Raw genomic sequence first — 20,884 nt, forward strand, 5'->3', positions numbered from 1 at the left:
CAAAAGCTTTCACCCTCAAATCGGGCGCAAATGGGACACACCAAGGACAATACCGGGGAAATTGCGGGGTTCGGTTAAGGCATGGAAACGATTGTTGCCTTGGTAAACCTAAGGTTAGCTTTGCCCGATCCGCCTCTCATTTCCGCAACTTACCCGCCATGACGCGGCGTTGGGCGTGACAGCGCAGGCCATCTGGCTAATCTGGCCCAAAGGGAGGACATCATGAGCCAGTATCCGCATCTGCTAAGCCCGCTTGATTTGGGGCATGTGGTGTTGCCCAACCGTGTGCTGATGGGCTCGATGCATACGAACCTTGAAGAAACCGGAGATTGGAACCGGGTGGCCGAATTTTATGCCACCCGCGCGCGCGGCGGCGTTGGGCTTATGGTGACGGGCGGCATGGCGCCAAACCGCGAAGGCGGGGTCTTTCCCGGCGCGGCGGGGCTGTTCACGCCTGAAGACATGGCCAATCACAGGATGGTCACAGACCGGGTGCATGACGCGGGCGGGCGGATCGCGATGCAAATCTTGCATGCCGGGCGCTATGCCTATGGGCCAGAATGCGTCTCGGCCAGCGCGGTCAAATCCCCCATCTCGCCCTTTCCGCCAAAAGAACTGGATGCAGCGGGGATTGAAAAGCAAATCACTGACATCGCCACCGCCGCGGCGCGCGCCCGCGAGGCGGGCTATGACGGGGTCGAGGTAATGGGGTCAGAGGGGTATTTCCTCAACCAATTCCTTGTGCGCCATGTGAACCGCCGCACCGATGACTGGGGCGGGTCTTATGAAAACCGAATGCGCCTGCCCGTAGAGGTGATGAGACGCGTCCGCGCGGCGGTGGGCCAAGATTTCATCGTGATCTTTCGTATCTCTCTGATCGATCTCATTCCCGACGGCTCCACTTGGGACGAGGTGGTGACGCTGGCCAAAGCGATTGAGGGGGCGGGCGCCACGATGCTCAACACCGGGATCGGCTGGCATGAGGCGCGCGTGCCGACGATTGCCACCTCTGTCCCGCGCGCGGCCTTTGCATGGCTAACGGGGCGATTGCGGCCCGAGGTGGGAATCCCCGTCATCACCTCCAATAGGATCAACACGCCCGAGGTGGCCGAGGGCATCTTGGCCGAGGGGCAGGCGGATATGGTCAGCCTTGCGCGCCCCTTCTTGGCGGACCCCGATTTTGTGGCCAAGGCCGCTACCGGCCGCGCGGCGGAAATCGCTCCCTGTATCGGCTGCAACCAAGCCTGCCTTGATCATACTTTCTCCGGCAAAATCTCCACCTGTCTTGTGAACCCGCGCGCCGCGCATGAAACCGAACTGGTTCTGGAACCGGCGGAAAGCCCCAAACGCATCGCCGTGGTGGGCGCGGGGCCAGCGGGCATGGCCTGCGCGATCACCTTGGCCGAGCGGGGCCATGCGGTGAAACTTTTTGAAAAAGGTGCCGAGATCGGCGGGCAGCTTTGCCTCGCCCGCACCATTCCCGGCAAAGAGGAGTTTCACGGCCTCACCGACTGGTTCGCCACCATGCTGAAAAAAACGGGCGTGAGCCTGCGGCTCAGCACCGAGGCGACAGTGCGCAATTTGGGCGAGTTTGACGAGGTGGTGATTGCCACGGGCGTTGCCCCCCGCAGCCCCGGCATTGAAGGCGAAGCATTAGCCGTGAGCTACGCTGATCTATTGAGCGGGCGCGCCGAAGCTGGGCCGCGCGTTGCAGTGGTGGGTGCGGGCGGTATTGGCTTTGACGTTGCCGAATTCCTGACCGTGAGCGAAAGTCCAACCCTCCACCCCGAAGACTGGGCGCGCGAATGGGGCGTGGGCGATCCGGCGCAAACCCCCGGCGGCCTTGCCAAACCCGCGCCAAGTCCGCCCACGCGGCAGGTGACGCTTTTGCAGCGCAAGCCCGAAAAGCCCGGTCGCCGCTTGGGCAAAACCACGGGCTGGATTCACCGCGCCGCGCTGAACGCGAAAGGGGTGAAGATGTTGGGCGGGGTGAATTACGAGCGTATCACACCCGAAGGTCTGCACATCACCTTTGGGGAAGCGCGTGAAAACCCTACCTTGATCGCAGCCGAAACGGTGGTGCTTTGCGCGGGCCAAGAAAGCCAGCGCAGCTTGGCCGATAGCCTCAAGGCGCAAGGGATCGCGGCGCATGTGATTGGCGGGGCCGATGTCGCGGGCGAGTTGGATGCCAAGCGCGCCATCGACCAAGGCACCCGACTTGGCGCGATGCTCTGAGATCACAGCAAATTTCCTGCCGAAAGCGCTTTCGTTTTCTGCCGCGCCCGCTAGGGTCTGCGCATGCTTTGGATCAACGATAATTTGGCACTTGCCGATTGGGAGCTTTCAGAAAGCTTCACCCGCGCCCAAGGGCCCGGCGGGCAAAACGTCAACAAGGTGTCGACAGCGGTGGAACTGCGCTTTGAGGCAGAGCGCAGCCCGCATTTAACAACTGCGGTCAAAGCACGGCTCAAGCGCATTGCCGGGCGCAAATGGACCTTGGATGGGGCGATTGTCATTCGGGCAGAAGAGACCCGCTCGCAAACGCGCAACCGCGAACTGGCCCGCGAGCGGCTGGCCGAGATGATCCGGGCCGCGCTGGTGGCCCCAAAGCGCCGCATCGCGACCAAGCCCACCAAGGGCAGCCAGCGCCGCCGCTTGGCGGCCAAATCCATCCGCGGCGAGGTTAAATCCCTGCGCGGGAAAGTGGGCGAAGATGACTGATCTAATCGCGCGGCGTGAAGCGCTTCTGGGCCCGAATGTGCCCACCTTCTATGATGACCCCGTGCACATTGTGCGCGGCGAAGGTGTTTGGCTTTGTGATGCCAAGGGGCGGCGCTACCTCGATTGTTATAACAATGTTGCACATTTGGGGCATTGTCATCCGCGCGTGGTTGAGGCGATCGCGCGCCAAGCCGCGCAACTGAACACGCACAGCCGCTATCTGCATGAAGGCATTCTTGATTACGGCGAGCGGTTGGTGGCCAAGTTTGGCCACGGGCTCAGCCAAATGCTGATGACCTGCACCGGGTCGGAAGCGAATGACGTGGCTTTGCGCATGGCGCAGGCCGTGACGGGAAAGACGGGTTTGATTGCCACCGACAACACCTATCACGGCAACACAACGGCGGTGGCGCATCTGTCCACCCGCCGCCCACCGATTGGCGGCTACCCGCCCCATATCCGCCGTGTGCCCGCGCCTGATAGCCTTGCGCCCTTGGGCGGCAGCCCAGAGGCGCAGGCAAAGGCTTTTGCCGCGAATGTGGCGCAGGCGATTGAAGAGCTAGAGCAAGCAGGCCACGGCTTTGCCGGGCTGATGCTCTGCCCGATCTTTGCGAATGAAGGGATGCCGGGGCTCGCACCGGGGTTTCTGGATACCACGGTCGACGTTGTGAAACGCGCGGGCGGGTTGATTTTGTGTGATGAGGTCCAGCCCGGTTTCGGCCGTTTGGGCAGCCATTGGTGGGGGCATGAGCTTTTGGGCTTTGCGCCCGATCTTGTGACCTTGGGCAAGCCGATGGGCAATGGCCATCCGGTGGCAGCCGTCGTGGCCCGGCCCGATGTGATGGCGGCCTTCCGCAATGCCTTTGGCTATTTCAACACCTTCGCGGGCAACCCCGTTTCTTGTGCCGCCGCCAATGCGGTTTTAGATGTGATCGAAGACGAAGGTCTGGTGGAAAACGCCGAAGCCGTTGGCGCCTACGCGCTGGGGCTTTTGCAAGAGTTGCGTCACCCGTTGATTGCCGATGTGCGCGGCTTGGGCCTTTTCTTCGCGATTGAATTTGCACGCAATGGCCTGCCCGATGGCGCCTTTTGTGGCCGCGTCGTGGAAGCCGCGAAGGATAGAGGCATCCTTTTGGGCCGCGTTGGACGCGCCCAGCACATTTTGAAAATGCGCCCGCCGCTGCCGTTTTCGCGTGAAAATGCGCAGATGCTGGCAACAACCCTCAAAGATATACTGCAAGAGATGCCCGCATGATGGATGACGCCAAAGCCTATGAACTGGCCGGGGCCGCGCAGCGCGCTTGGCTGTGCCAAAGCGCGCCGCTGCAAATGGTTTGGCGGTCTGAAAATATCGTCTTTGCCACCGTGCATGGCTCGGGTGCGAAGCTCGCTTTGCGGCTACACCGCCCCGGCTACCAAGACCCGGCGGCAATTGCCTGTGAACTGGCGTGGTGCGCAAAGCTTGCAGATGCGGGCGTGGCCGTGGTGGAGCCGCTGCCCGCCGCCAGCGGAGCATGGATCGCACAGGTGCAGGGGATGACGGCCTCTTGCCTGCGCTGGATTTCGGGCAAGCCCCTCGGTGCGGCAGATGAAAAACTTGAAGGCTCCGCCGTTTTGGAACGGGCCGAGGATTTGGGCGCACTTTTGGCGCATCTGCATAATGCCGCCGATGCGGGTGCTTGCCCCTCGCCCTTCCCCCGTGCGGCCTGGGATCAAGACGCGCTTTTGGGCCCCGTGCCCCGGCTCGGGCCGTTTTGGGAGAACCCAACGCTAAGCGCGGAGGAATCTACCCTTCTTCAACAGGCCCGCGAGAAGGCGGCGCTGATGCTGCCCCGCGCCACCGATTTTGGCCCGATCCATGCTGACGTGCTGCGCTCGAATGTGATGGTCGAGGCAGGCAAGCTTAGGCTCATTGATTTTGACGACTGCGGGCCGGGCTGGCGGCTTTATGACTTGGCGACGGTTTTGATCCAAAGCTGGGGAGATCCGCTTCTTGGGGAGCATGCGCGACGACTTGTCGCGGGATACCGCAAAAACCGCGCATTGCCCGATGACCAGCTCGAACTGCTGCCACTTTTCCTTTCACTTAGGGCATTTAGCTCTGCGGGCTGGGTGGTCACCCGCGCCGCCCAAGACCCAAAGCGGCAACGCAGCTATGCTCGCCGCGCGGTTGAACTTGCCCGGCTGCTGCTCAAGGATGCGGCTCCTTGGAAAGGAGTCGCATGATGGAGATGCCGCACTTTCTTGGCACCCTCATGGGCAAGAAGCCAGACGCTTTGCAAGTCGCGGCGCTCTGCCTGCGCAGGCCCGATGCCGAGACTACGAAAGATGTTGAGGTGCTGTTGGTATCCTCGCTGGATACTGGGCGCTGGATCGTCCCGAAGGGCTGGCCGATGCGCGGCAAGACCTTGGCCGAGGCGGCGCTGCGTGAGGCTTGGGAAGAAGCGGGCGTGAAGGGCACCGTCAAGCACGAACCCGTCGGCAATTATGTCTACACCAAGGTGCGCAAGACCGGCCTCGATCAGCGCTGCCAAGTGCTTTGCTTTATTGTTGATGTTGAAGAGCTTGAAGACAAATATCCCGAAGCCGGGCGGCGCAAACGGAAATGGGTTACCCCAAAAGCGGCGGCCAAACGGGTTCAGGAAAAAGATTTGAAGCTGCTTTTGCGCACGCTCTCGTGAATGCGGCGTTGAATTAAAGGCGCAAACAGTTTAGGCCCCCGGCCCGAATGTAACAGAATCCTGACGGCCCGGTAACGCGCGGCCAGATGGGTCGTTCGGGGACCGCAACCGTGACCACACCTCCCATCAATCAGTGGAAAACCCTCGACAAAGATCTCAAGCGGATCGGTCGGATCGAGGAAGCCGCGCAGTTTGTTGCCAAGCCGCTTGTGGCGCCGGGGCTGTCGATCGCCTTCATCGTGCTTGCGGCACTGGCGGCGGGCGTTTTGATGGGTGCACAGCCGGGCGCGTGGATCGTGATCGGGGCGGCGGCGATTGGCGCCTATATGGCGCTTAACATCGGCGCGAACGATGTGGCCAACAACATGGGTCCGGCGGTGGGGGCCAATGCGCTGACGCTTGGCGGCGCGTTGCTGATCGCCGCGATCTTTGAAACCTCGGGCGCGCTTCTGGCGGGCGGCGATGTGGTCAAAACCGTCTCGACCGGGATTTTGGCCCCCGATGCGGTGCCCGATGCCGCGCATTTCGTTTGGGCGATGATGTCGGCGCTTTTGGCATCGGCGCTTTGGTTGCACCTCGCAACATGGATGGGGGCACCGGTTTCCACCACCCACTCCATCGTTGGCGGTGTTGTCGGCGCCGGGATTGCCGCAGCGGGCTTTGCCGCCGTGAATTGGGGGGCCATTGGCAAGATCGCGGCCAGCTGGGTCATTTCACCGGTGATGGGTGGGCTGATTGCAGCCGCCTTCTTGGCGCTGATCAAGGCCAAGGTGATTTATGTTGAAGACAAAATCGCCGCCGCGCGCCGCTGGGTGCCGGGCCTTATTGGTATTATGACGGGCGCCTTCGCGACCTATCTGGCGATCAAGGGGCTGAAACGCATCATCCATGTCGAGCCGTTTAGCGCGGTGATGATCGGCCTTGTGCTCGGCCTTGCGGCATGGGCGCTTGCGGTGCCGCTGGTGCGCCGCCAATCGCGCGATATGGAAAACCGCAAAAAGTCGCTCAAGAAGCTCTTCACGCTGCCGCTTGTGGTTTCGGCAGCGCTTCTCTCCTTTGCGCATGGTGCGAATGATGTCGCCAATGCTGTGGGGCCGCTGGCCGCAATTGTGCATGCGGTTGAAGCGGGCGAATTGGCCGACAACGTTACCGTGCCGCTTTGGGTGATGGTTGTGGGGGCGCTTGGGATCTCGGTCGGGCTGATGCTGTTTGGGCCGCGCCTGATCCAGCTTGTGGGGTCCGAGATCACCAAGCTGAACGCGATGCGCGCCTTTTGTGTGGCGCTTTCAGCCGCCATCACGGTGATTGTCGCCTCTTGGCTGGGCCTGCCGGTATCGTCCACCCATATCGCCGTTGGTGGCGTCTTTGGTGTGGGCTTTTACCGCGAGTGGCACTCGGAACGCCGCACACGGATGCTTGGCCTGCAAAAGGGGAAACCGGTCCCGCCCGAGGAACGCTCGCGCCGTTTGCTCGTGCGCCGTGCGCATATGACCACCGTCGCCGCGGCTTGGGTGATTACGGTGCCTGCCTCGGCGCTTTTGTCTGGGCTGTTGTTCCTGATGCTGAACGCGCTGGCCGGTTAAACCAGCACGTCCATGCGCTCTTGCGCGCCCACCTCAAACACCCGGCGGTAGCGCGAAATCTCGCCCGCCGGACCAGTGGCTTTTTCTGGGTTATCGGATAGTTTGACCGTGGGCCGGCCATTCGCCGCCACCGCTTTGCACACAAGGCTAAACGGCCCCAAAGCATCGCCGGGCACAAGGTCGCGGAAATCATTCGTCAACAGCGTGCCCCAGCCGAAGCTGACCTTCACCCGGCCTTTGAACCGCGCGTGTAATTCTTCGATCTGCGCAACATCAAGCCCGTCAGAAAAAATCACCAGCTTTTGCGTGGGGTCTTCGCCACGCGCCGTCCACCAGTTGATCGCCGTTTCCGCGCTTTCAAACGGGTTGCCAGAATCGATCCGAATGCCCGTCCACGCCGCCAGCCAATCGGGGGCGCGCTCCAAGAACCCCTTCGTGCCATAGGTGTCGGGCAAGATGATGCGCAGATTGCCATCATGCTCTTCATGCCAGTTTTCAAGCACCTTATAGGGCGCATCGCGCAACTCGGCATCGCTATCGGCCAAAGCCGCCATCACCATCGGCAATTCATGGGCGTTGGTGCCCACCGCCTCTAGGTCGCGCCGCATCGCAATCAGACAATTCGAGGTGCCGGTGAACGCCCCGCCTTGAGAGGCTTCGCCCAAGCCCTCGACCATCGCCTGCACGCACCAATCTTGCCACAAAAACCCATGCCGCCGACGGGTGCCGAAATCGGCGATCTTGAGCCCGTCGATGCGCTTGAGCCGCTCGATCTTTTCCCACACGCGGGTCATGCCGCGCGCATAAAGCACTTGCAGTTCAAACCGCTTCATCTCGCGCAAAACGGCGCGCGAACGCAGTTCCATCAAGATCGCCAGCGCCGGAATTTCCCACATCATCACCTCGGGCCAATTGCCCTCAAAGGTGAGTTCGTATTGGCCGTCGCGCTTTTCCAGATGATAGGGCGGCAATTGGAAGGTCTCGAACCATTCCATGAAGTCAGAGCGGAACATCTGCCGCTTGCCGTAAAAGGTATTGCCGCGCAGCCAAGTGCTTTCGCCCCGGCTAAGCCGCAGCCCGCGCGCATAGTCCAACTGCTCGCGCAGCTCGCCCTCATCAATCAAATCCGCTAGCCGGATCGATTTGGTGCGGTTGATCAGCGAAAACGTCACCTGCGTATCGCGGTTGTTGCGATAGACCGACTGGCACATCAGCAGCTTGTAAAAGTCGGTATCCAGCAAAGACCGTACAATCGGGTCAATCTGCCAGCGGTGATTGTAAACGCGGGTGGCGATATCGACCATGTCTTACGCTTCCAAGGTCACGCCAGCGGCCAGCATCGCTGCACGCGCCGCATCCAGCGAACCGTTCAAATCAATCGCGCGGCAGGCGCTTTCCAAAACGCGCACCTCAAAGCCAAGCTTCGCCGCATCCATTGCCGACCACGCCACGCAATAATCGAGCGCCAAGCCTACAAAGGTCAGCCGCGTCACGCCCCGGTCGCGCAGATAGCCCGCGAGCCCGGTTTGCGTTTCATGGTCGTTTTCGAAGAAGGCGGAATAGCTGTCGATCGGCGCGCGAAAGCCTTTGCGCAAGATCAGATCGGCCCGTTCCACATCCAGCGCCGGATGAAAGTCAGCCCCTTCCGAGCCCTGCACACAATGCACCGGCCACAGCGTCTGCTTGCCGTAGGGCATATCAATTTCAGAAAACGGCTCCGCGCCTTGGTGATTGGCAGCAAAAGAGGAATGGTTTTCCGGGTGCCAATCTTGCGTCAGCACCCGCACCGGGAATTGGCCCATCATCGCATTGACCTGCGGCAGAATTTCATCGCCCCCCGCAACAGCCAAAGCGCCACCGGGGCAGAAGTCATTCTGAATGTCGATGACAATCAACGCGTCGCGCGGCTCGGTCATACTGTCCCCCATCCGGTTTTCAGACCCAATGGGTAGGCCGCAGGCGCAGCAGGGTCAATGTTTCGCGCATTGGCGCCGTTGCCACAGGGGCACGGCGCCGCGCAAATAGGCAGGTTAGTGCGTGCACTTCTGCGTCAGATGGTTGCACCCTTGGGTGACTTGCGAGCCGGAACCCGGGAAGTCGAGCCGCGGCATATCAAAGCTCCACCCCCCCGCAACAGCGGCAGAAGCGGTCATCGTGGCAACCACAAGGCCGATAATGAGGCGTTTCATCGTGGATCTCCTTTTCTGAACCACTTGGTTCACATGATCTATATGAACTCATCGGTTCACTTTTTCAAGGTGAAAATGAACTAGATAGTTCACATTATTCGGTTGTATGCTCCGGGAATGCCGCTACTTTAGAACAATTCTAAACAGGATGGTGCCATGCTCCCCGGAATTGCCTCTCGCCGCCGCTTCAAAGACCTGTCCGAACAAGAGATTCTCGCGCTTGCGATTTCTTCAGAAGAAGATGACGCGCGGATCTATCGCAGCTTTGCGGAGCGCCTGCGCGAAGATTATCCGGGCACGGCAGCGGTGTTTGAGGGCATGGCGGAGGAGGAAGACGGCCACCGCAGGATGCTGATCGACCGTCATGCCGCGCGCTTTGGCCAGGTGATTCCCCTCATTCGCCGCGAACATGTGGCGGGCTTTTACAATCGCAAACCCGTCTGGCTGGCCGCGAACCTGTCGCTTGAAGCGATCCGTGCCGAGGCGGAAGATATGGAGCGCACGGCGGGCGCCTTTTATACCCGCGCCGCCCAGCAAACCACCGATGCCGATACGCGCGAGCTTCTCGGCGATCTTGCCGCTGCGGAACTCGGCCACGAAAAACATGCCGCAGCGCTGATGGAAGAAAACCTCGATGACGATACCAAGTCCGAGGAAGACCAAGCCGCGCATCGGCAATTTGTGCTGACATGGGTGCAGCCGGGGCTGGCGGGGTTGATGGATGGCTCAGTCTCCACCCTTGCGCCGATCTTCGCCACTGCCTTTGCCACGCAAGACACAAAAACCACTCTGCTGGTCGGTCTTGCCGCGGCGGTAGGTGCAGGCATCTCGATGGGCTTTACCGAAGCCGCGCATGATGATGGCGTGATCTCCGGTCGCGGCTCCCCGCTCAAACGCGGCCTTGCCTCTGGCATCATGACAACCGTGGGCGGTTTGGGCCACGCCCTGCCCTATTTGATCCCCGATTTCTGGACCGCGACCACCATCGCGATGATCATCGTTTTCGTCGAGCTTTGGGCGATTGCCTGGATCCAGAACAAATATATGGAAACGCCGATCTTGCGCGCCGTCACGCAGGTGGTGATTGGCGGCGCCTTGGTCTTTGCGGCGGGCGCGCTGATCGGCGCAGGCTAGGGGATGGTGCTGGCGCTTGGCGCATGCTAGCGCTGGCGCATGTGGGAAATCTTCCTCAAGACATTGCCGTTCTTTGGCCTGATCGGGCTGGGCTGGGGCGCAGGGCAACTGCGCTTTTTCCCGGCAGAGGCGACGGCATGGCTGACGAAGTTCGTCTTTTACTTCGCGCTTTCGGCAATGCTGTTTCGGTTTACCGCCACGCTGCCGCTTGAGGAACTTTTCGATCCCGCCTTTTTTGCCGCCTATCTGACCGGCTCTTTCTTGGTGTGGATCATCGGCTTTACTGTCGCCAAAGCCCGCACCCGCCCCTTGGCCGAAGCGGCAATGGAGGCGCATACCACGATGACCGGCAACACCGGCTTTTTGGGCGTGCCGATGCTGGTGGTTTTGCTTGGCCCCAAGGCCGCAGGCCCGGTGCTGATGGTGCTGGCCGCCGATATGATTGTCTTTTCAACCCTGATCACGCTGATCATCACCTATGCCCGCCACGGCCGGGTGGCCTTTGCGCCGCTGGCGCTGGGGCTGGTGAAGAACCCGATGATCGTTTCGATGGTGGCGGGGCTCGCTTGGGCGCTTTTGCATCTGCCGATGCCCGGCCCGCTGGATGAATTCACCAAACTTTTAGGCGCAGCCGCCACGCCCGGCGCGCTGTTTGCCATTGGCGCCTCGCTTGCCGGGCGCAGTGCCGAAAAGGTGGGGCCGGCGATTTGGCTCTCAGCCGCGAAGCTGTTCCTGCATCCCCTTGCCGTCGCCATTGCGGCGCTGCTGATCTTCCCGGTCGAACCCTTTTCCGCGGGGGTGATGATTGCCGCCGCTGCCCTCCCGGTGGCGGGCAATGTCTATATTCTGGCCGCACATTTCAGCGTTGCCCCGCAGCGCGTGTCTTCGGCGATCCTCTTTTCTACTGCCGTGAGCATTCTCACCATTCCCGCCGTCATCGCATGGGTGCACCAATGACCAAAGCTGTTGTGTTCGACATCGGCAAAGTGCTGATCGAATGGAACCCGGAACCGTTTTATGAAGCCCACCTCGGGGCCGAGCGCGCGGCGGCTTTTTTTGCCAATAGCGGCATCCATGAGCATAACGAGCAAATCGACCTTGGCGCACCGTTCCGGGAAACGGTGGAGGCGCTCGCCAAAGCCCGCCCAGATTGGGCCGAGGCGATCATGCTGTGGCATGATGAATGGCTGACGATGGCAAGCCCCGGCATCCCGCATTCGGCCCGGCTTTTGGCGGCGCTGAAGACCAAGGGCGTGCCGGTTTTCGCGCTTTCAAACTTTGGGCGCGAGACCTTTGAAATCGCCTGCGATGCCTATCCCTATCTGCGCAGCTTTGATCGGCTCTTTGTCTCAGCCCACCACCGGCTGATCAAACCCGACCCACGGTTTTACGCGCTCTTGGAGCAAGAAACAGGTCTTGCAGGGCCGAATCTGCTTTTTGCCGATGACAGGCCCGAAAATATTGACGCCGCCGCCGCGCGCGGTTGGAAAACCCATCTTTTTGAACATCCCCAAGGCTGGGCCGACCGGCTCGTGGCCGAGGGGTTATTGAGCGCAGAGGAAGCCGCATGACGCCCGCAATGATCGGCCCCGAGGCCGAAGCAAAACTGGACTGGATCGCGCTCACCGATGCTTTAGCGGCGGGCCACGCCCTGCCCCGCGCAGAGGTGGCCGATAGCTTCCTTTATCGTGGCAAAGACACGCTCTTGACCCGCTCTGCCCTGATCGACGGGCTGGGCATGTTGGTGAAGGCCGCGACCATCGTGCCGGGCAATGCGCCAGACCTTGCCACGGTGAACGGCGGCGTGATGCTGATGAACAATCAAACCGGGCTGCTGGATGCAGTGCTGGATTTTGGTCTTGTCACCAAATGGAAAACGGCGGGCGACAGCCTGTTGGCCGCGCGTCGCCTTGCCCGGCCCGAGGCGCGCAACATCCTGATTTGCGGCGCGGGCAATGTCGCAGCCTCAATGATTTCGGCCTATCGTACAGCCTTCCCGGAAGCGCGTTTCACGATCTGGAACCGCTCACCAGCCGGTGCCGAGGCTTTGGCCGACCGCATGGGCGCAGCGGTGGAGATGGATTTGGAAACCGCGCTTGGGCAGGCCGAGATTGTGGCGGGCACGACAATGGCGAAAGAACCATGGCTGCGCGGTGACTGGCTGCAACCCGGCACCCATGTTGACCTGATCGGTGCCTTCCGCCCCGATATGCGCGAGGCAGATGATGTGGCGCTAAAACGCGCGCGGATTTTTTGCGATGCCCGCGCGACAACGGTGCATCACATCGGCGAATTCCGCGACCCCATCGCACGCGGCGTGATCGCCGAGGCGGACATCGTCGCCGATTACTATGACCTTGGGTCCGGCACCTTCGCGCGCCAAAGCACCGAGGAAATCACGCTGTGCAAAAATGGTGGCGGGGCGCATCTGGACCTGATGACCGCGCGCTACATTTTGGACGCGGTGCAGGGTTAAGCGCCAGCCAAACAGAGCAATCGCCCGGGCGACCAGCCCGGGCCGCGCCCGACCCTTCCCCCGGGAGGGCGCATTGGGATGTCGCGCATCGCGAAAACGATGGAGGACTTACCCGATAAAGCGCTCATGCCCGGCGGAGCGACGCGCCCACCCAAGGTTCGGGCGCGTCCCTTTGTGTGCAGATCAGGCGCGTTTCGCAACCGCGACGCCCAAGACCTCAAGCACCTTTGCCTCGATATCCTCGGCGTTCATCTTGGCCGAGGCATACATATCCGCCGGATTGGCATGGTCGATGAACGTATCGGGCAGCACCATCGAGCGGAACTTGTAGCCCTGATCAAAGACGCCTTGCTCGCTCAGAAACTGTGCGACATGGCTGCCAAAGCCGCCCACGGCGCCTTCTTCGATGCAAATCAACGCCTCATGCTCGGCCACCAATTGCAAGATTAGATCGGTATCAAGCGGCTTGGCAAAGCGCGCATCAGCCACGGTCGGCGCCATGCCGCGTGCGGCCAAAGCCTCGCGCGCTTTCAGCACTTCGGCCAAACGCGTGCCAAAAGACAAAATCGCCACCCGCGCACCTTCGGCCACGATCCGGCCTTTGCCAATTTCAAGCGGCACGCCTTGGGCGGGCATATCAACGCCCATCCCCTCGCCGCGCGGATACCGGAAGGCAATCGGCCCTTCGTCATGCGCCGCGGCCGTGGCGACCATATGCACAAGCTCAGCCTCATCAGCGGCGGCCATCACCACCATGCCGGGCAGGTTCGCCATAAAGGCAATGTCATAACTGCCCGCATGGGTCGCGCCATCCGCGCCCACAAGCCCCGCCCGGTCGATGGCAAAGCGCACCGGCAGGCGTTGGATCGCCACATCATGCACGATCTGGTCATAGCCGCGCTGCAAGAAGGTCGAATAGATCGCGCAAAACGGCTTCATACCGCCCGCCGCCAAACCGGCCGAGAAGGTCACACCATGCTGTTCAGCAATCCCCACATCAAAACAGCGGCGCGGGAACCGCTCCGCAAAGAGGTTGAGCCCCGTGCCTTCGGGCATGGCCGCCGTCACGGCGACGATCTTTTCATCGCGCGACGCCTCGTCGATCAGGCTCTCGGCAAAGACCTTGGTGTAGTTTGGCGCATTGGAGGGCGATTTGTGCTGCGTGCCGGTTTGCACGTCAAAGCGTGCGGTGGCATGGCCCCGGTCAGGGCGGTTTTCGGCGGGCGCATAGCCCTTGCCCTTTTTCGTCACCGCATGGATCAGCACCGGCCCGGTGGCGCGGGTCTTGAGGCTGCGGAACAGATGCAAGAGCGTATCAAGGTCGTGCCCATCAACCGGCCCAACATAAGAGAAGTTCAGCTCTTCAAAGAGCGTGCCCCCCACCGTCATGCCCTTGAGCATTTCCTTGGCCCGGCGTGCGCCCTCTTGGAAGGGTTCAGGCAGCAGGCTGACGGCCCCTTTCGCGACGGCCTTCAGGTCTTGCATCGGCGCTTCGGAATAAAGCCGGGTCAGGTAAGACGAAAGCGCCCCCACCGGCGGTGCGATCGACATTTCATTGTCGTTAAGCACCACGAACATCCGCTTGCCCAAATGGCCCGCGTGGTTGAGCGCCTCAAACGCCATCCCCCCCGTCAGCGCGCCATCGCCAATGATGGCAATCGCATCGCCGCATTCCGAACCCAGTTCGCGCGCCATGGTGAAGCCCGTCGCCGCCGAGATGGAGGTGGAGCTATGCCCTGCCCCAAAGGCGTCATAGGGGCTCTCAGACCGCTTGGTGAAACCCGACAGCCCGCCCTTGGTGCGCAGGGTGCGAATACGGTCGCGCCGCCCGGTCAGGATCTTATGCGGGTAGCATTGGTGCCCCACATCCCAAATGATCTTGTCGCGCGGGCAATCAAAAACGGCATGCAGGGCAACCGTCAGTTCCACCACGCCCAGCCCGGCCCCAAGGTGGCCCCCGGTCTCCGAGACCGCCGAAATGGTCTCGGCCCGCAGCTCATCGGCCAAGCGTTGCAGATCACGATCAGAAAGGGATTTGAGATCCGACGGCAAGCGGACCTTATCAAGAACGGGGGTGATTGGCGGTTGGCTCATCGGTCTTTACTTATCACGGGCGATCACGAAACGCGCGGCATCGCGCAGGGGTTCAGCGGCGGGGCCGTAGGGCTCCAGCGCCGCAACGGCTTCGGCAACCAATTCAGCCGCGCGCGCTTTTGCGCCCGCCAAGCCAAGGTGGGAAACGAAGGTCGCCTTGCCCGCATCGGCATCTTTGCCAAGGCGTTTTCCTGCCGCTTCCTCGCTGCCTTCCACGTCCAAGATGTCGTCCGCGATCTGAAAGGCAAGGCCGAGCGCTTTCGCATAGGCCGCAAGCGGCGCCCGGTCGGCCCCCGCCAAAATAGCCCCCGCCTGCGCGGCAAAGGAAATCAACGCCCCGGTTTTGCCCGCTTGCAGTTTGATAATGTCGTCGAGCGAAAGCGGCGCTGCAGCCGTTTCCGCGGCAATGTCGAGCGCTTGGCCGTAGACCATGCCTGCCGCGCCCGAACCCTCGGCCAAAGCTTTCACCAGCGCAATGCGATGTTCCGCATCGCCCAGCACCGGTTCGGCACAAAGTTCAAACGCCATCGTTTGCAGCGCATCGCCGACCAAAACGGCGGTCGCCTCATCCCATTTGCGGTGCACCGTGGGCTGGCCGCGACGCAGGTCATCATCATCCATGCAGGGCATGTCATCATGGACGAGCGAATAGGCATGCAATGCCTCAATCGCGAGCGCGGCGGGCATGGCTTGGTCATCGCTCAGCCCATGAATGCGGGCCGATTCCAGCACCAAAAATGCACGCAGCCGCTTGCCGCCTTGCGCAGCATAGGCCATGGCATCGCGCAGATCGCTTTGCGGAAACGCGGCAATGGTCGCTTGCATCGCGGTTTCCACCGCGTCTTGCACTTCCTTCAGACGTTGATCGAACATTACAGACCTTCCACCGGTTGCGTGCCTTTGGGCACCCCGCCTTCGCCAAGGGTGATCTTTTCGACCCGCTCCTCGGCTTCCTTAAGCAGCTTCGCGCAGCGCTCCTTGAGCAATGCCCCACGTTCCGAGAGCCGGATCGACTGATCCAGCGCCACTTCGCCGCGTTCTAGCTGATTGACCACCTGTTCAAGCGCGGCCATCGCCTGCTCAAACGTCATGTCTGCAATTTCGATTTCCGCCATCGGCCCCTCCAAGACCCTCTCGGAGTGCCACGGCGCGGCGCCCGAATCCAGCCCCAGACAGCAAAAAGGGGGCCTGAAAAGCCCCCTCGGTCGATAAGTCGCAAAGAGAAAGGGTCGCGGGATTTCCCTGCGACCCCCGAGATCTACGGAGATGGTCCGGTTAGGGTCTGGATCAGATCCTCCGTCCCAGCTATGGATGAAACCTTTGGGTCTGCCCTCAGGCCTCGGCCCCCATAACTGTCCCGACACCTCTCTCCAATATCACTCTAGACACTGGACCACCTCCTTTCAATGCGTTGCCGATAAGGAAAGGGTGGCACAGATTTGGTGTATGACAAGTAAAATTACGCTAACCGTGGCGTGACACGCCAAATAAATGCCCGGAAAGGCACCAGCGCGACGACCGCAAGCGCAATTTTTACGCACCAATCGGCCAGCGCGAGCGACACCCAGAGCGGCAGCGCGGGTCCAAGCCCCAAAAGCGGCAGGATTTCATTAGCCCAAGCCACATCATTGGCCGGCTCAAGGAAGGTCAATTGCGCGGCGAAGGCAATGGTGAAGAAGATCACCGTGTCGAGGCTCGAGCCAACCAAAGTCGAGGCGAGCGGCGCTTTCCACCAGCCGCCGCGCGCGCGCAGGCGGTTAAAGATCGACACATCAGTGAGTTGCGCCGTGAGGAAGGCCAGACCAGAGGCCAAAGCGACGCGGAAGCTCACCAGCGGACCGAACTCGCCCATGATTTGCGAGCCAATCAGCGAACAAATCACACCGACGACAAAGCCCGAGACCACAACCAGCCGCGCGGCGCGCGCGCCTTGCAGACGGTTCGTCAGGTCGGTGACCAGAAAGGCGAAGGGATAGGTGAAAGCCCCGAGCGTCAGCCATTGGCCGTAAAGATGCTGCACGAGGATGTTAGAGGCCACCACAATGGCGGCCATGGCAAGAATGCCGGGCAGGTAGCGCATATTGGATCACCGTTTTTACATGGTAGCGGGGACATGGTCCGCACCATGCGGACGGGGCGCGGATACGCCCGCGCCCGGCATCGGTCAAGCAAAACATCAGCGATTAACGCTGTATTCGACAATTTCGGTGCGCTGGATCGGCAAGAAATTGTCATCCGAGATCATCGTGAGCCGGATCGCCCCCTTGGCATCACGCCAGACCGCCAGCCCCTCGAGATTGTCAAACTGGCCCGCCGCGCTTTGCAACAGAACCTCACCAGCGGAGATTTTGTCGCCCGTAATGTCAAACACCCGCACCCGCGAGGCAAACCCAAAAAGGCCGCGAAAATCACGCTCCAACAGATAGAAACGACCATCGGGGCCGAAATCGGCGCCCACCGGCTTCCAATCTCCATCACGCGAAATGGCAAAGGGCTGGCTCCAAAGCCCGCTTCGATACCGCCAGATCGGGGTTACGCCCACGCTCCCCGGCACCTCTTCCGGCAGGGTATAAAGCGTGCCATCCGCTGCGACAGCTAGGGCCTCTAGCGCGCCGTTCCTTGGGAAGAACCGAAACGCCTCAGGCCGGGGTAAAAGCCCCGCAGGCCCAGCATCCGTTGGGAACACGCTAACCCGGGCCAAACCCTCAAACGAGATATAAAGCACGCCACCTTTGGTAACCGCCAAACCTTCGGAGTCGCCCGTATGATCACGCAACGCCCGACCAAGACTGTCATGCAAAACGACGGGGCCAGCGGTCTGCACACCGACGATTTGCCCTGACGCATCGCGCGCAAGCTGCCCGCGCCACAGCGTGGCACGGTCGGAAAGGGCAATGAAGCCGCGCCCATCCTCTGCCAATTCGAGCGCCGAAAAGCCCCCAAAGGCCTTTTCAGGTCGGGTCCATTCATAGCTTTGCAGAAAGCTCGCTTTATCTTGCGCGGTTGCCGCGCAAGCGCCCAAGGCAAGGGCGAAGGCCGCGATCAGGGCGCGGCAAGAACGGTGCGGCATTGGGCAGGCAAATCCGACATCACATAGGTTTTCGCGCTTTTCTTCACCGGCTGAGGCTTGGCCGGTTTCGCGGGCTTGCCCGTGGGTTTAGGCGGGTTGAGCATATCCGTCACCCACCAATTCAGTGTTTCGTCACAGCCATCACCGCCATTTGAAAGCTGCCGAACGGTGGGCTTTTGCGTTTCGCACAAACGCGAACCCGGAGGGCATTTGAGCCGAACATGGAAATGAACGTTATGACCGTAAAACGGCCGGATCTTCTGCAACCAAGCTTTATCAGCCCGAGTAGCTTGATTGCACATCGCAATCTTGGCAGCCGCCGCAACGAAGATGCGATCCACCCGCGGGTCCGAAGCCGCCGCCCTCAAAAGCGCCATATGCGCCGGGGTCCAATTGCCGTTCACGCGGGTTTGGTCTTCGGTGCGGATCGAGATGGACGAGATATTTTCGCGCTGCCCGCGGCTCAACCGCAGCGATTTGGGCGGCAACATCCAGATATCAACATCCAACCCGATCTGGTGGCTCGCATGCCCGCCGGTCATTGGCCCACCACGCGGCTGGCTGATGTCGCCGACGTAAAGCCCCTGCCAACCGGGCAAAGTGGCGGCATAGGCGGACAGGTCTTGAATGAAGGCAATCGTCTCTGGCTGGCCCCAGTTTCGATTACGGCTCAACCGCATCGCTTGCCACGTCGGCCCGGTTTCGGGCAATTGCAGCAGCCCCGACGCGCAGCCCCGTGCATAAGTGCCAATCGGCTCAGAAGCCCCCTGCGCGGGCATGGATTTAGAGCCAAAAAGTGTACGTGCCAAAGGCTCGGCTTGCAGCGGGGTGATGGTCAGCGCCAATAGGGTCAGGGCGGCAAACAGGCGTAGGGGTCTCATCTGGGCTCCTCTCAACTGTTGCGGGTATCGTCCCCCGCGCTTTTTACGAAGTCTAGCAGGATCAGCCCCAAAACGAAAAGCACGATGATCGGCGTGATCCCGGCGGATTGGCTGCCAGTCATTCCCGTCACCACCCCAATTGAGATCGGCGCAATGAACGCCGTGGCCTTGCCGGTCAGCGCATAAAGGCCGAAGCATTCGGTCATCTTCTCTGGGTCGGACTGGCGCACCATCATCGTGCGGGAGGCCGATTGCAAAGCCCCTCCGCCTGCGCCAATCAACCCACCCAAGATGAAAAAGGCGATATCGGGCAAGCTGCTTTCAGCAGGCACCGCAATACCAAAGACGCTGTCGCGCGAGATCATCACCACGCCAATCACCACCGCCGTGAGCATCAAAAGGTTGAAGACGATCACCGTTTTCGGGCCGAAGCGATCATCCGCCCGCCCGCCAAGCCAAGCGAACAAAGACCCGGTGATCAGCGTCAAAATGCCAAAAATGCCGATCTGCGTGATCGACCAATTGAGCACCCCCGCCGCATAGATGCCGCCAAAAGTGTAGATGCCATTGAGCCCATCGCGATAGAACATTGATGCCGCGAGATACGCAAAGAGGCTCGGCTTTTTCGGCAGATGCGAAAGCGTCTCACGCAGCTCTGGCCAGGCTTCGCGGGTGGCTTGCGCCACCGGCACCGCGCCCGCATGGCGCGGCTCGCGCACCCATAGGAAAAACGGGATCATGAAAACCGCATACCAAAGCGCGGTCAGCGGGCCGACAACGCGGGTATCTTCACGCGTGGCGACATCCAGGCCTAGGATAGGTTTAAGCCCGATCAGGGTCTTGCCCGTCTCTGGATTGGCTTGCAGCAAGGTAAGCATAATGATCAGGCACAAAAGCCCGCCCACATAGCCAAAGGCCCAGCCCGACCCCGAAACCTTGCCGATATTTTCGCGCCCCGCGAGGTCTGGCAGCATCGCATTGGTGAAGGCGGTGGCAAATTCCATCCCGATCATGCCAATCGCGAAAGACAGCATGATCAAGATAAGGCTGAAATCACCGGGAATGGCAAACCACAACCCCGCCGCGCCCAGCACATACATGAGCGAAAAAAGCCACACGAAGGGGAGCCGTCGCCCGGTTCGGTCAGCAATCGCGCCAAGGAAGGGCGAGGCCAGCGCGATGATCAACCCAGCCGCCCCAACGCCATAGCCCCACACCGTTTGCGCGGTGGTGCCATCGCCCAAAAGCACCTTCATGAAAGGGGCAAAAATGAAGGTGATCAGCAGTGTGTTGTAGGGCTGGCTCGCCCAGTCAAAGAACCACCATCCCCAGATGCGCTTGCGGTCCGTGATCATCATGCCCCCCTGTCCCGGATGGCAAGATCAAAGCCCTAAAGCGGCCAGTGGCGCAAGATTTACCTTATCCGTGGAATTTAGCGCGGCATTTCGGGCGGCCATGGGCGCTGTTGATCGGCGGCAGCCCAAGCCTGCACCCAAGCGGGCAGTTCGGGGCTCATACCCTTGTGCCCCATGTCTTCTACGACCTGTTGCGGCGGCACGATCCCGGCTTTGGAGGTGATCGCGCCGCGGATCAAAATGTGGTTGCAGCATTCCTCGCCGCGCCACATCGCCTGTTCCATGTAGAAAAAGCGCGCGTCCCAACCCAAGCAACGGGTGCGCATTTCAAACCGCTGCAGCATCGTGATGCGCTTGCGGTAGCGCGTGGTATTGCCCGCCACCACAATCCCCCACCGGTTGCGCAGCATCGCCTTTGTCAGCCCGGTTTGTTCCGAAAGTGCGATCCGGCCCAAATCAAACAGCGTGATGATCCGGCCGTTGTTGAGGTCTTTCCACGGGTCAATATCCCACGGCCAAGCCCGATGCGTGGTGGTGATCTGGTCCAAAATATCCATGCGCTTTCCGCGCGAACCGATGATCGCCTTCATCATACGAATGATCGGATACATGAACCCCTCCGTTCAGCTATATCCCCCTTGCCGCAGCGCAGCAGCCCGGTCAACCATGCCCTTGCGGAAAATGCCCCACGTCCAACAGT

General features: G+C 61.1%; 21 protein-coding genes. 10 read left to right on the forward strand and 11 right to left on the reverse strand.

The genetic code is table 11. The features are described 5' to 3' along the window. Positions 1–222 precede the first annotated feature (222 nt). The 6 genes from CRO18_RS09495 (at position 223) to CRO18_RS09520 (ending at position 6,985) form a co-directional block, all read left to right on the forward strand. Positions 223–2,235: an NADPH-dependent 2,4-dienoyl-CoA reductase gene (locus CRO18_RS09495; RefSeq protein ID WP_097081961.1), complete on the forward strand. Its 2,013-nt coding sequence runs from the start codon at positions 223–225 to the stop codon at positions 2,233–2,235. Between the two features lie 63 nt (positions 2,236–2,298). Further along, entirely contained in the window at positions 2,299–2,721 is a 423-nt protein-coding gene (arfB, locus tag CRO18_RS09500; protein WP_097081962.1) for an alternative ribosome rescue aminoacyl-tRNA hydrolase ArfB, read from the forward strand. Next, positions 2,714–3,976 carry an aspartate aminotransferase family protein gene (locus CRO18_RS09505; protein ID WP_097081963.1) on the forward strand — a complete coding sequence of 421 codons (1,263 nt, stop codon included), beginning with the start codon at positions 2,714–2,716 and terminating at the stop codon, positions 3,974–3,976. The genes arfB and CRO18_RS09505 overlap by 8 nt, the downstream gene beginning before the upstream one ends. Beyond that, complete coding sequence (locus CRO18_RS09510) at positions 3,973–4,947, forward strand: phosphotransferase enzyme family protein (protein WP_097081964.1); 975 nt, start codon at positions 3,973–3,975, stop codon at positions 4,945–4,947. Before CRO18_RS09505 ends, CRO18_RS09510 begins: the two co-directional genes overlap by 4 nt. Then, entirely contained in the window at positions 4,947–5,402 is a 456-nt protein-coding gene (locus tag CRO18_RS09515) for an NUDIX hydrolase (protein ID WP_249276032.1), read from the forward strand. Before CRO18_RS09510 ends, CRO18_RS09515 begins: the two co-directional genes overlap by 1 nt. An 86-nt stretch (positions 5,403–5,488) precedes the next feature. Continuing rightward, on the forward strand, positions 5,489–6,985 hold the full coding sequence (locus CRO18_RS09520; protein ID WP_097081965.1) for an inorganic phosphate transporter: 1,497 nt from the start codon (positions 5,489–5,491) through the stop codon (positions 6,983–6,985). On the opposite strand, the gene pncB is transcribed toward CRO18_RS09520, so the two are convergent. The 3 genes from pncB to CRO18_RS18810 form a co-directional block, all read right to left on the reverse strand. Beyond that, a complete protein-coding gene (gene pncB / locus CRO18_RS09525) occupies positions 6,982–8,289 on the reverse strand; it encodes a nicotinate phosphoribosyltransferase (RefSeq protein ID WP_097081966.1) in 1,308 nt (435 codons plus the stop codon). The genes CRO18_RS09520 and pncB overlap by 4 nt on opposite strands. Positions 8,290–8,292: 3 nt before the next feature. After that, positions 8,293–8,901, reverse strand: coding sequence for a bifunctional nicotinamidase/pyrazinamidase (pncA, locus tag CRO18_RS09530; RefSeq protein WP_097081967.1), 609 nt, complete (start codon positions 8,899–8,901; stop codon positions 8,293–8,295). A gap of 114 nt (positions 8,902–9,015) precedes the next feature. Continuing rightward, the gene (locus tag CRO18_RS18810) at positions 9,016–9,174 is read right to left on the reverse strand and encodes a hypothetical protein (RefSeq protein WP_170952620.1); all 159 of its coding nucleotides are present in this window, start codon (positions 9,172–9,174) and stop codon (positions 9,016–9,018) included. A gap of 156 nt (positions 9,175–9,330) precedes the next feature. On the opposite strand from CRO18_RS18810, the gene mbfA reads away from it, so the two are divergent. From mbfA to CRO18_RS09550, 4 genes are read left to right on the forward strand one after another with little or no spacing between them, the layout of a single operon-like run. After that, complete coding sequence (gene mbfA / locus CRO18_RS09535; protein WP_097081968.1) at positions 9,331–10,308, forward strand: iron exporter MbfA; 978 nt, start codon at positions 9,331–9,333, stop codon at positions 10,306–10,308. A 39-nt stretch (positions 10,309–10,347) separates the two neighbouring features. After that, positions 10,348–11,265 (forward strand): AEC family transporter, encoded by a 918-nt coding sequence (locus tag CRO18_RS09540; RefSeq protein ID WP_097081969.1) that lies wholly within the window; start codon positions 10,348–10,350, stop codon positions 11,263–11,265. Beyond that, on the forward strand, positions 11,262–11,879 hold the full coding sequence (locus CRO18_RS09545; RefSeq protein ID WP_097081970.1) for an HAD family phosphatase: 618 nt from the start codon (positions 11,262–11,264) through the stop codon (positions 11,877–11,879). The genes CRO18_RS09540 and CRO18_RS09545 overlap by 4 nt, the downstream gene beginning before the upstream one ends. Next, positions 11,876–12,784, forward strand: a complete 909-nt coding sequence (locus CRO18_RS09550) for an ornithine cyclodeaminase family protein (RefSeq protein ID WP_097081971.1) — start codon at positions 11,876–11,878, stop codon at positions 12,782–12,784. Before CRO18_RS09545 ends, CRO18_RS09550 begins: the two co-directional genes overlap by 4 nt. Positions 12,785–12,967: 183 nt before the next feature. Here CRO18_RS09550 and dxs read toward each other — a convergent pair whose 3' ends face one another. From dxs to CRO18_RS09590, 8 genes are all read right to left on the reverse strand, one after another. Further along, positions 12,968–14,878 (reverse strand): 1-deoxy-D-xylulose-5-phosphate synthase, encoded by a 1,911-nt coding sequence (gene dxs, locus CRO18_RS09555; RefSeq protein ID WP_097081972.1) that lies wholly within the window; start codon positions 14,876–14,878, stop codon positions 12,968–12,970. Between the two features lie 6 nt (positions 14,879–14,884). Continuing rightward, positions 14,885–15,751, reverse strand: coding sequence for a polyprenyl synthetase family protein (locus CRO18_RS09560; RefSeq protein ID WP_076484452.1), 867 nt, complete (start codon positions 15,749–15,751; stop codon positions 14,885–14,887). Continuing rightward, on the reverse strand, positions 15,751–15,993 hold the full coding sequence (locus tag CRO18_RS09565; protein ID WP_097081973.1) for an exodeoxyribonuclease VII small subunit: 243 nt from the start codon (positions 15,991–15,993) through the stop codon (positions 15,751–15,753). Before CRO18_RS09565 ends, CRO18_RS09560 begins: the two co-directional genes overlap by 1 nt. 344 nt (positions 15,994–16,337) lie before the next feature. Next, the gene (locus CRO18_RS09570) at positions 16,338–16,958 is read right to left on the reverse strand and encodes a queuosine precursor transporter (RefSeq protein ID WP_076484450.1); all 621 of its coding nucleotides are present in this window, start codon (positions 16,956–16,958) and stop codon (positions 16,338–16,340) included. A gap of 96 nt (positions 16,959–17,054) precedes the next feature. Further along, positions 17,055–17,948, reverse strand: coding sequence for an esterase-like activity of phytase family protein (locus CRO18_RS09575; RefSeq protein WP_076484449.1), 894 nt, complete (start codon positions 17,946–17,948; stop codon positions 17,055–17,057). Further along, on the reverse strand, positions 17,921–18,829 hold the full coding sequence (gene mepA, locus CRO18_RS09580; RefSeq protein WP_076484448.1) for a penicillin-insensitive murein endopeptidase: 909 nt from the start codon (positions 18,827–18,829) through the stop codon (positions 17,921–17,923). The genes CRO18_RS09575 and mepA overlap by 28 nt, the downstream gene beginning before the upstream one ends. A gap of 11 nt (positions 18,830–18,840) precedes the next feature. After that, a complete protein-coding gene (locus CRO18_RS09585; RefSeq protein WP_097082153.1) occupies positions 18,841–20,184 on the reverse strand; it encodes an MFS transporter in 1,344 nt (447 codons plus the stop codon). A gap of 77 nt (positions 20,185–20,261) precedes the next feature. Then, a complete protein-coding gene (locus tag CRO18_RS09590; RefSeq protein ID WP_076484447.1) occupies positions 20,262–20,795 on the reverse strand; it encodes an acyl-CoA thioesterase in 534 nt (177 codons plus the stop codon). Between the last annotated feature and the right edge of the window lie 89 nt (positions 20,796–20,884).

Source organism: Rhodobacter sp. JA431, assembly GCF_900217725.1.
Taxonomy (GTDB): domain Bacteria; phylum Pseudomonadota; class Alphaproteobacteria; order Rhodobacterales; family Rhodobacteraceae; genus Rhodobacter; species Rhodobacter aestuarii.

What these genes read in the sequence shown, in the direction of transcription:
- CRO18_RS09495 (WP_097081961.1), top strand. Translation starts at nt 223, where the DNA reads ATGAGCCAGTATCCGCATCTGCTAAGCCCGCTTGATTTGGGGCATGTG.
- arfB (WP_097081962.1), top strand. Translation starts at nt 2,299, where the DNA reads ATGCTTTGGATCAACGATAATTTGGCACTTGCCGATTGGGAGCTTTCA.
- CRO18_RS09505 (WP_097081963.1), top strand. Translation starts at nt 2,714, where the DNA reads ATGACTGATCTAATCGCGCGGCGTGAAGCGCTTCTGGGCCCGAATGTG.
- CRO18_RS09510 (WP_097081964.1), top strand. Translation starts at nt 3,973, where the DNA reads ATGATGGATGACGCCAAAGCCTATGAACTGGCCGGGGCCGCGCAGCGC.
- CRO18_RS09515 (WP_249276032.1), top strand. Translation starts at nt 4,947, where the DNA reads ATGGAGATGCCGCACTTTCTTGGCACCCTCATGGGCAAGAAGCCAGAC.
- CRO18_RS09520 (WP_097081965.1), top strand. Translation starts at nt 5,489, where the DNA reads ATGGGTCGTTCGGGGACCGCAACCGTGACCACACCTCCCATCAATCAG.
- pncB (WP_097081966.1), bottom strand. Translation starts at nt 8,289, where the DNA reads ATGGTCGATATCGCCACCCGCGTTTACAATCACCGCTGGCAGATTGAC.
- pncA (WP_097081967.1), bottom strand. Translation starts at nt 8,901, where the DNA reads ATGACCGAGCCGCGCGACGCGTTGATTGTCATCGACATTCAGAATGAC.
- CRO18_RS18810 (WP_170952620.1), bottom strand. Translation starts at nt 9,174, where the DNA reads ATGAAACGCCTCATTATCGGCCTTGTGGTTGCCACGATGACCGCTTCT.
- mbfA (WP_097081968.1), top strand. Translation starts at nt 9,331, where the DNA reads ATGCTCCCCGGAATTGCCTCTCGCCGCCGCTTCAAAGACCTGTCCGAA.
- CRO18_RS09540 (WP_097081969.1), top strand. Translation starts at nt 10,348, where the DNA reads ATGTGGGAAATCTTCCTCAAGACATTGCCGTTCTTTGGCCTGATCGGG.
- CRO18_RS09545 (WP_097081970.1), top strand. Translation starts at nt 11,262, where the DNA reads ATGACCAAAGCTGTTGTGTTCGACATCGGCAAAGTGCTGATCGAATGG.
- CRO18_RS09550 (WP_097081971.1), top strand. Translation starts at nt 11,876, where the DNA reads ATGACGCCCGCAATGATCGGCCCCGAGGCCGAAGCAAAACTGGACTGG.
- dxs (WP_097081972.1), bottom strand. Translation starts at nt 14,878, where the DNA reads ATGAGCCAACCGCCAATCACCCCCGTTCTTGATAAGGTCCGCTTGCCG.
- CRO18_RS09560 (WP_076484452.1), bottom strand. Translation starts at nt 15,751, where the DNA reads ATGTTCGATCAACGTCTGAAGGAAGTGCAAGACGCGGTGGAAACCGCG.
- CRO18_RS09565 (WP_097081973.1), bottom strand. Translation starts at nt 15,993, where the DNA reads ATGGCGGAAATCGAAATTGCAGACATGACGTTTGAGCAGGCGATGGCC.
- CRO18_RS09570 (WP_076484450.1), bottom strand. Translation starts at nt 16,958, where the DNA reads ATGCGCTACCTGCCCGGCATTCTTGCCATGGCCGCCATTGTGGTGGCC.
- CRO18_RS09575 (WP_076484449.1), bottom strand. Translation starts at nt 17,948, where the DNA reads ATGCCGCACCGTTCTTGCCGCGCCCTGATCGCGGCCTTCGCCCTTGCC.
- mepA (WP_076484448.1), bottom strand. Translation starts at nt 18,829, where the DNA reads ATGAGACCCCTACGCCTGTTTGCCGCCCTGACCCTATTGGCGCTGACC.
- CRO18_RS09585 (WP_097082153.1), bottom strand. Translation starts at nt 20,184, where the DNA reads ATGATCACGGACCGCAAGCGCATCTGGGGATGGTGGTTCTTTGACTGG.
- CRO18_RS09590 (WP_076484447.1), bottom strand. Translation starts at nt 20,795, where the DNA reads ATGTATCCGATCATTCGTATGATGAAGGCGATCATCGGTTCGCGCGGA.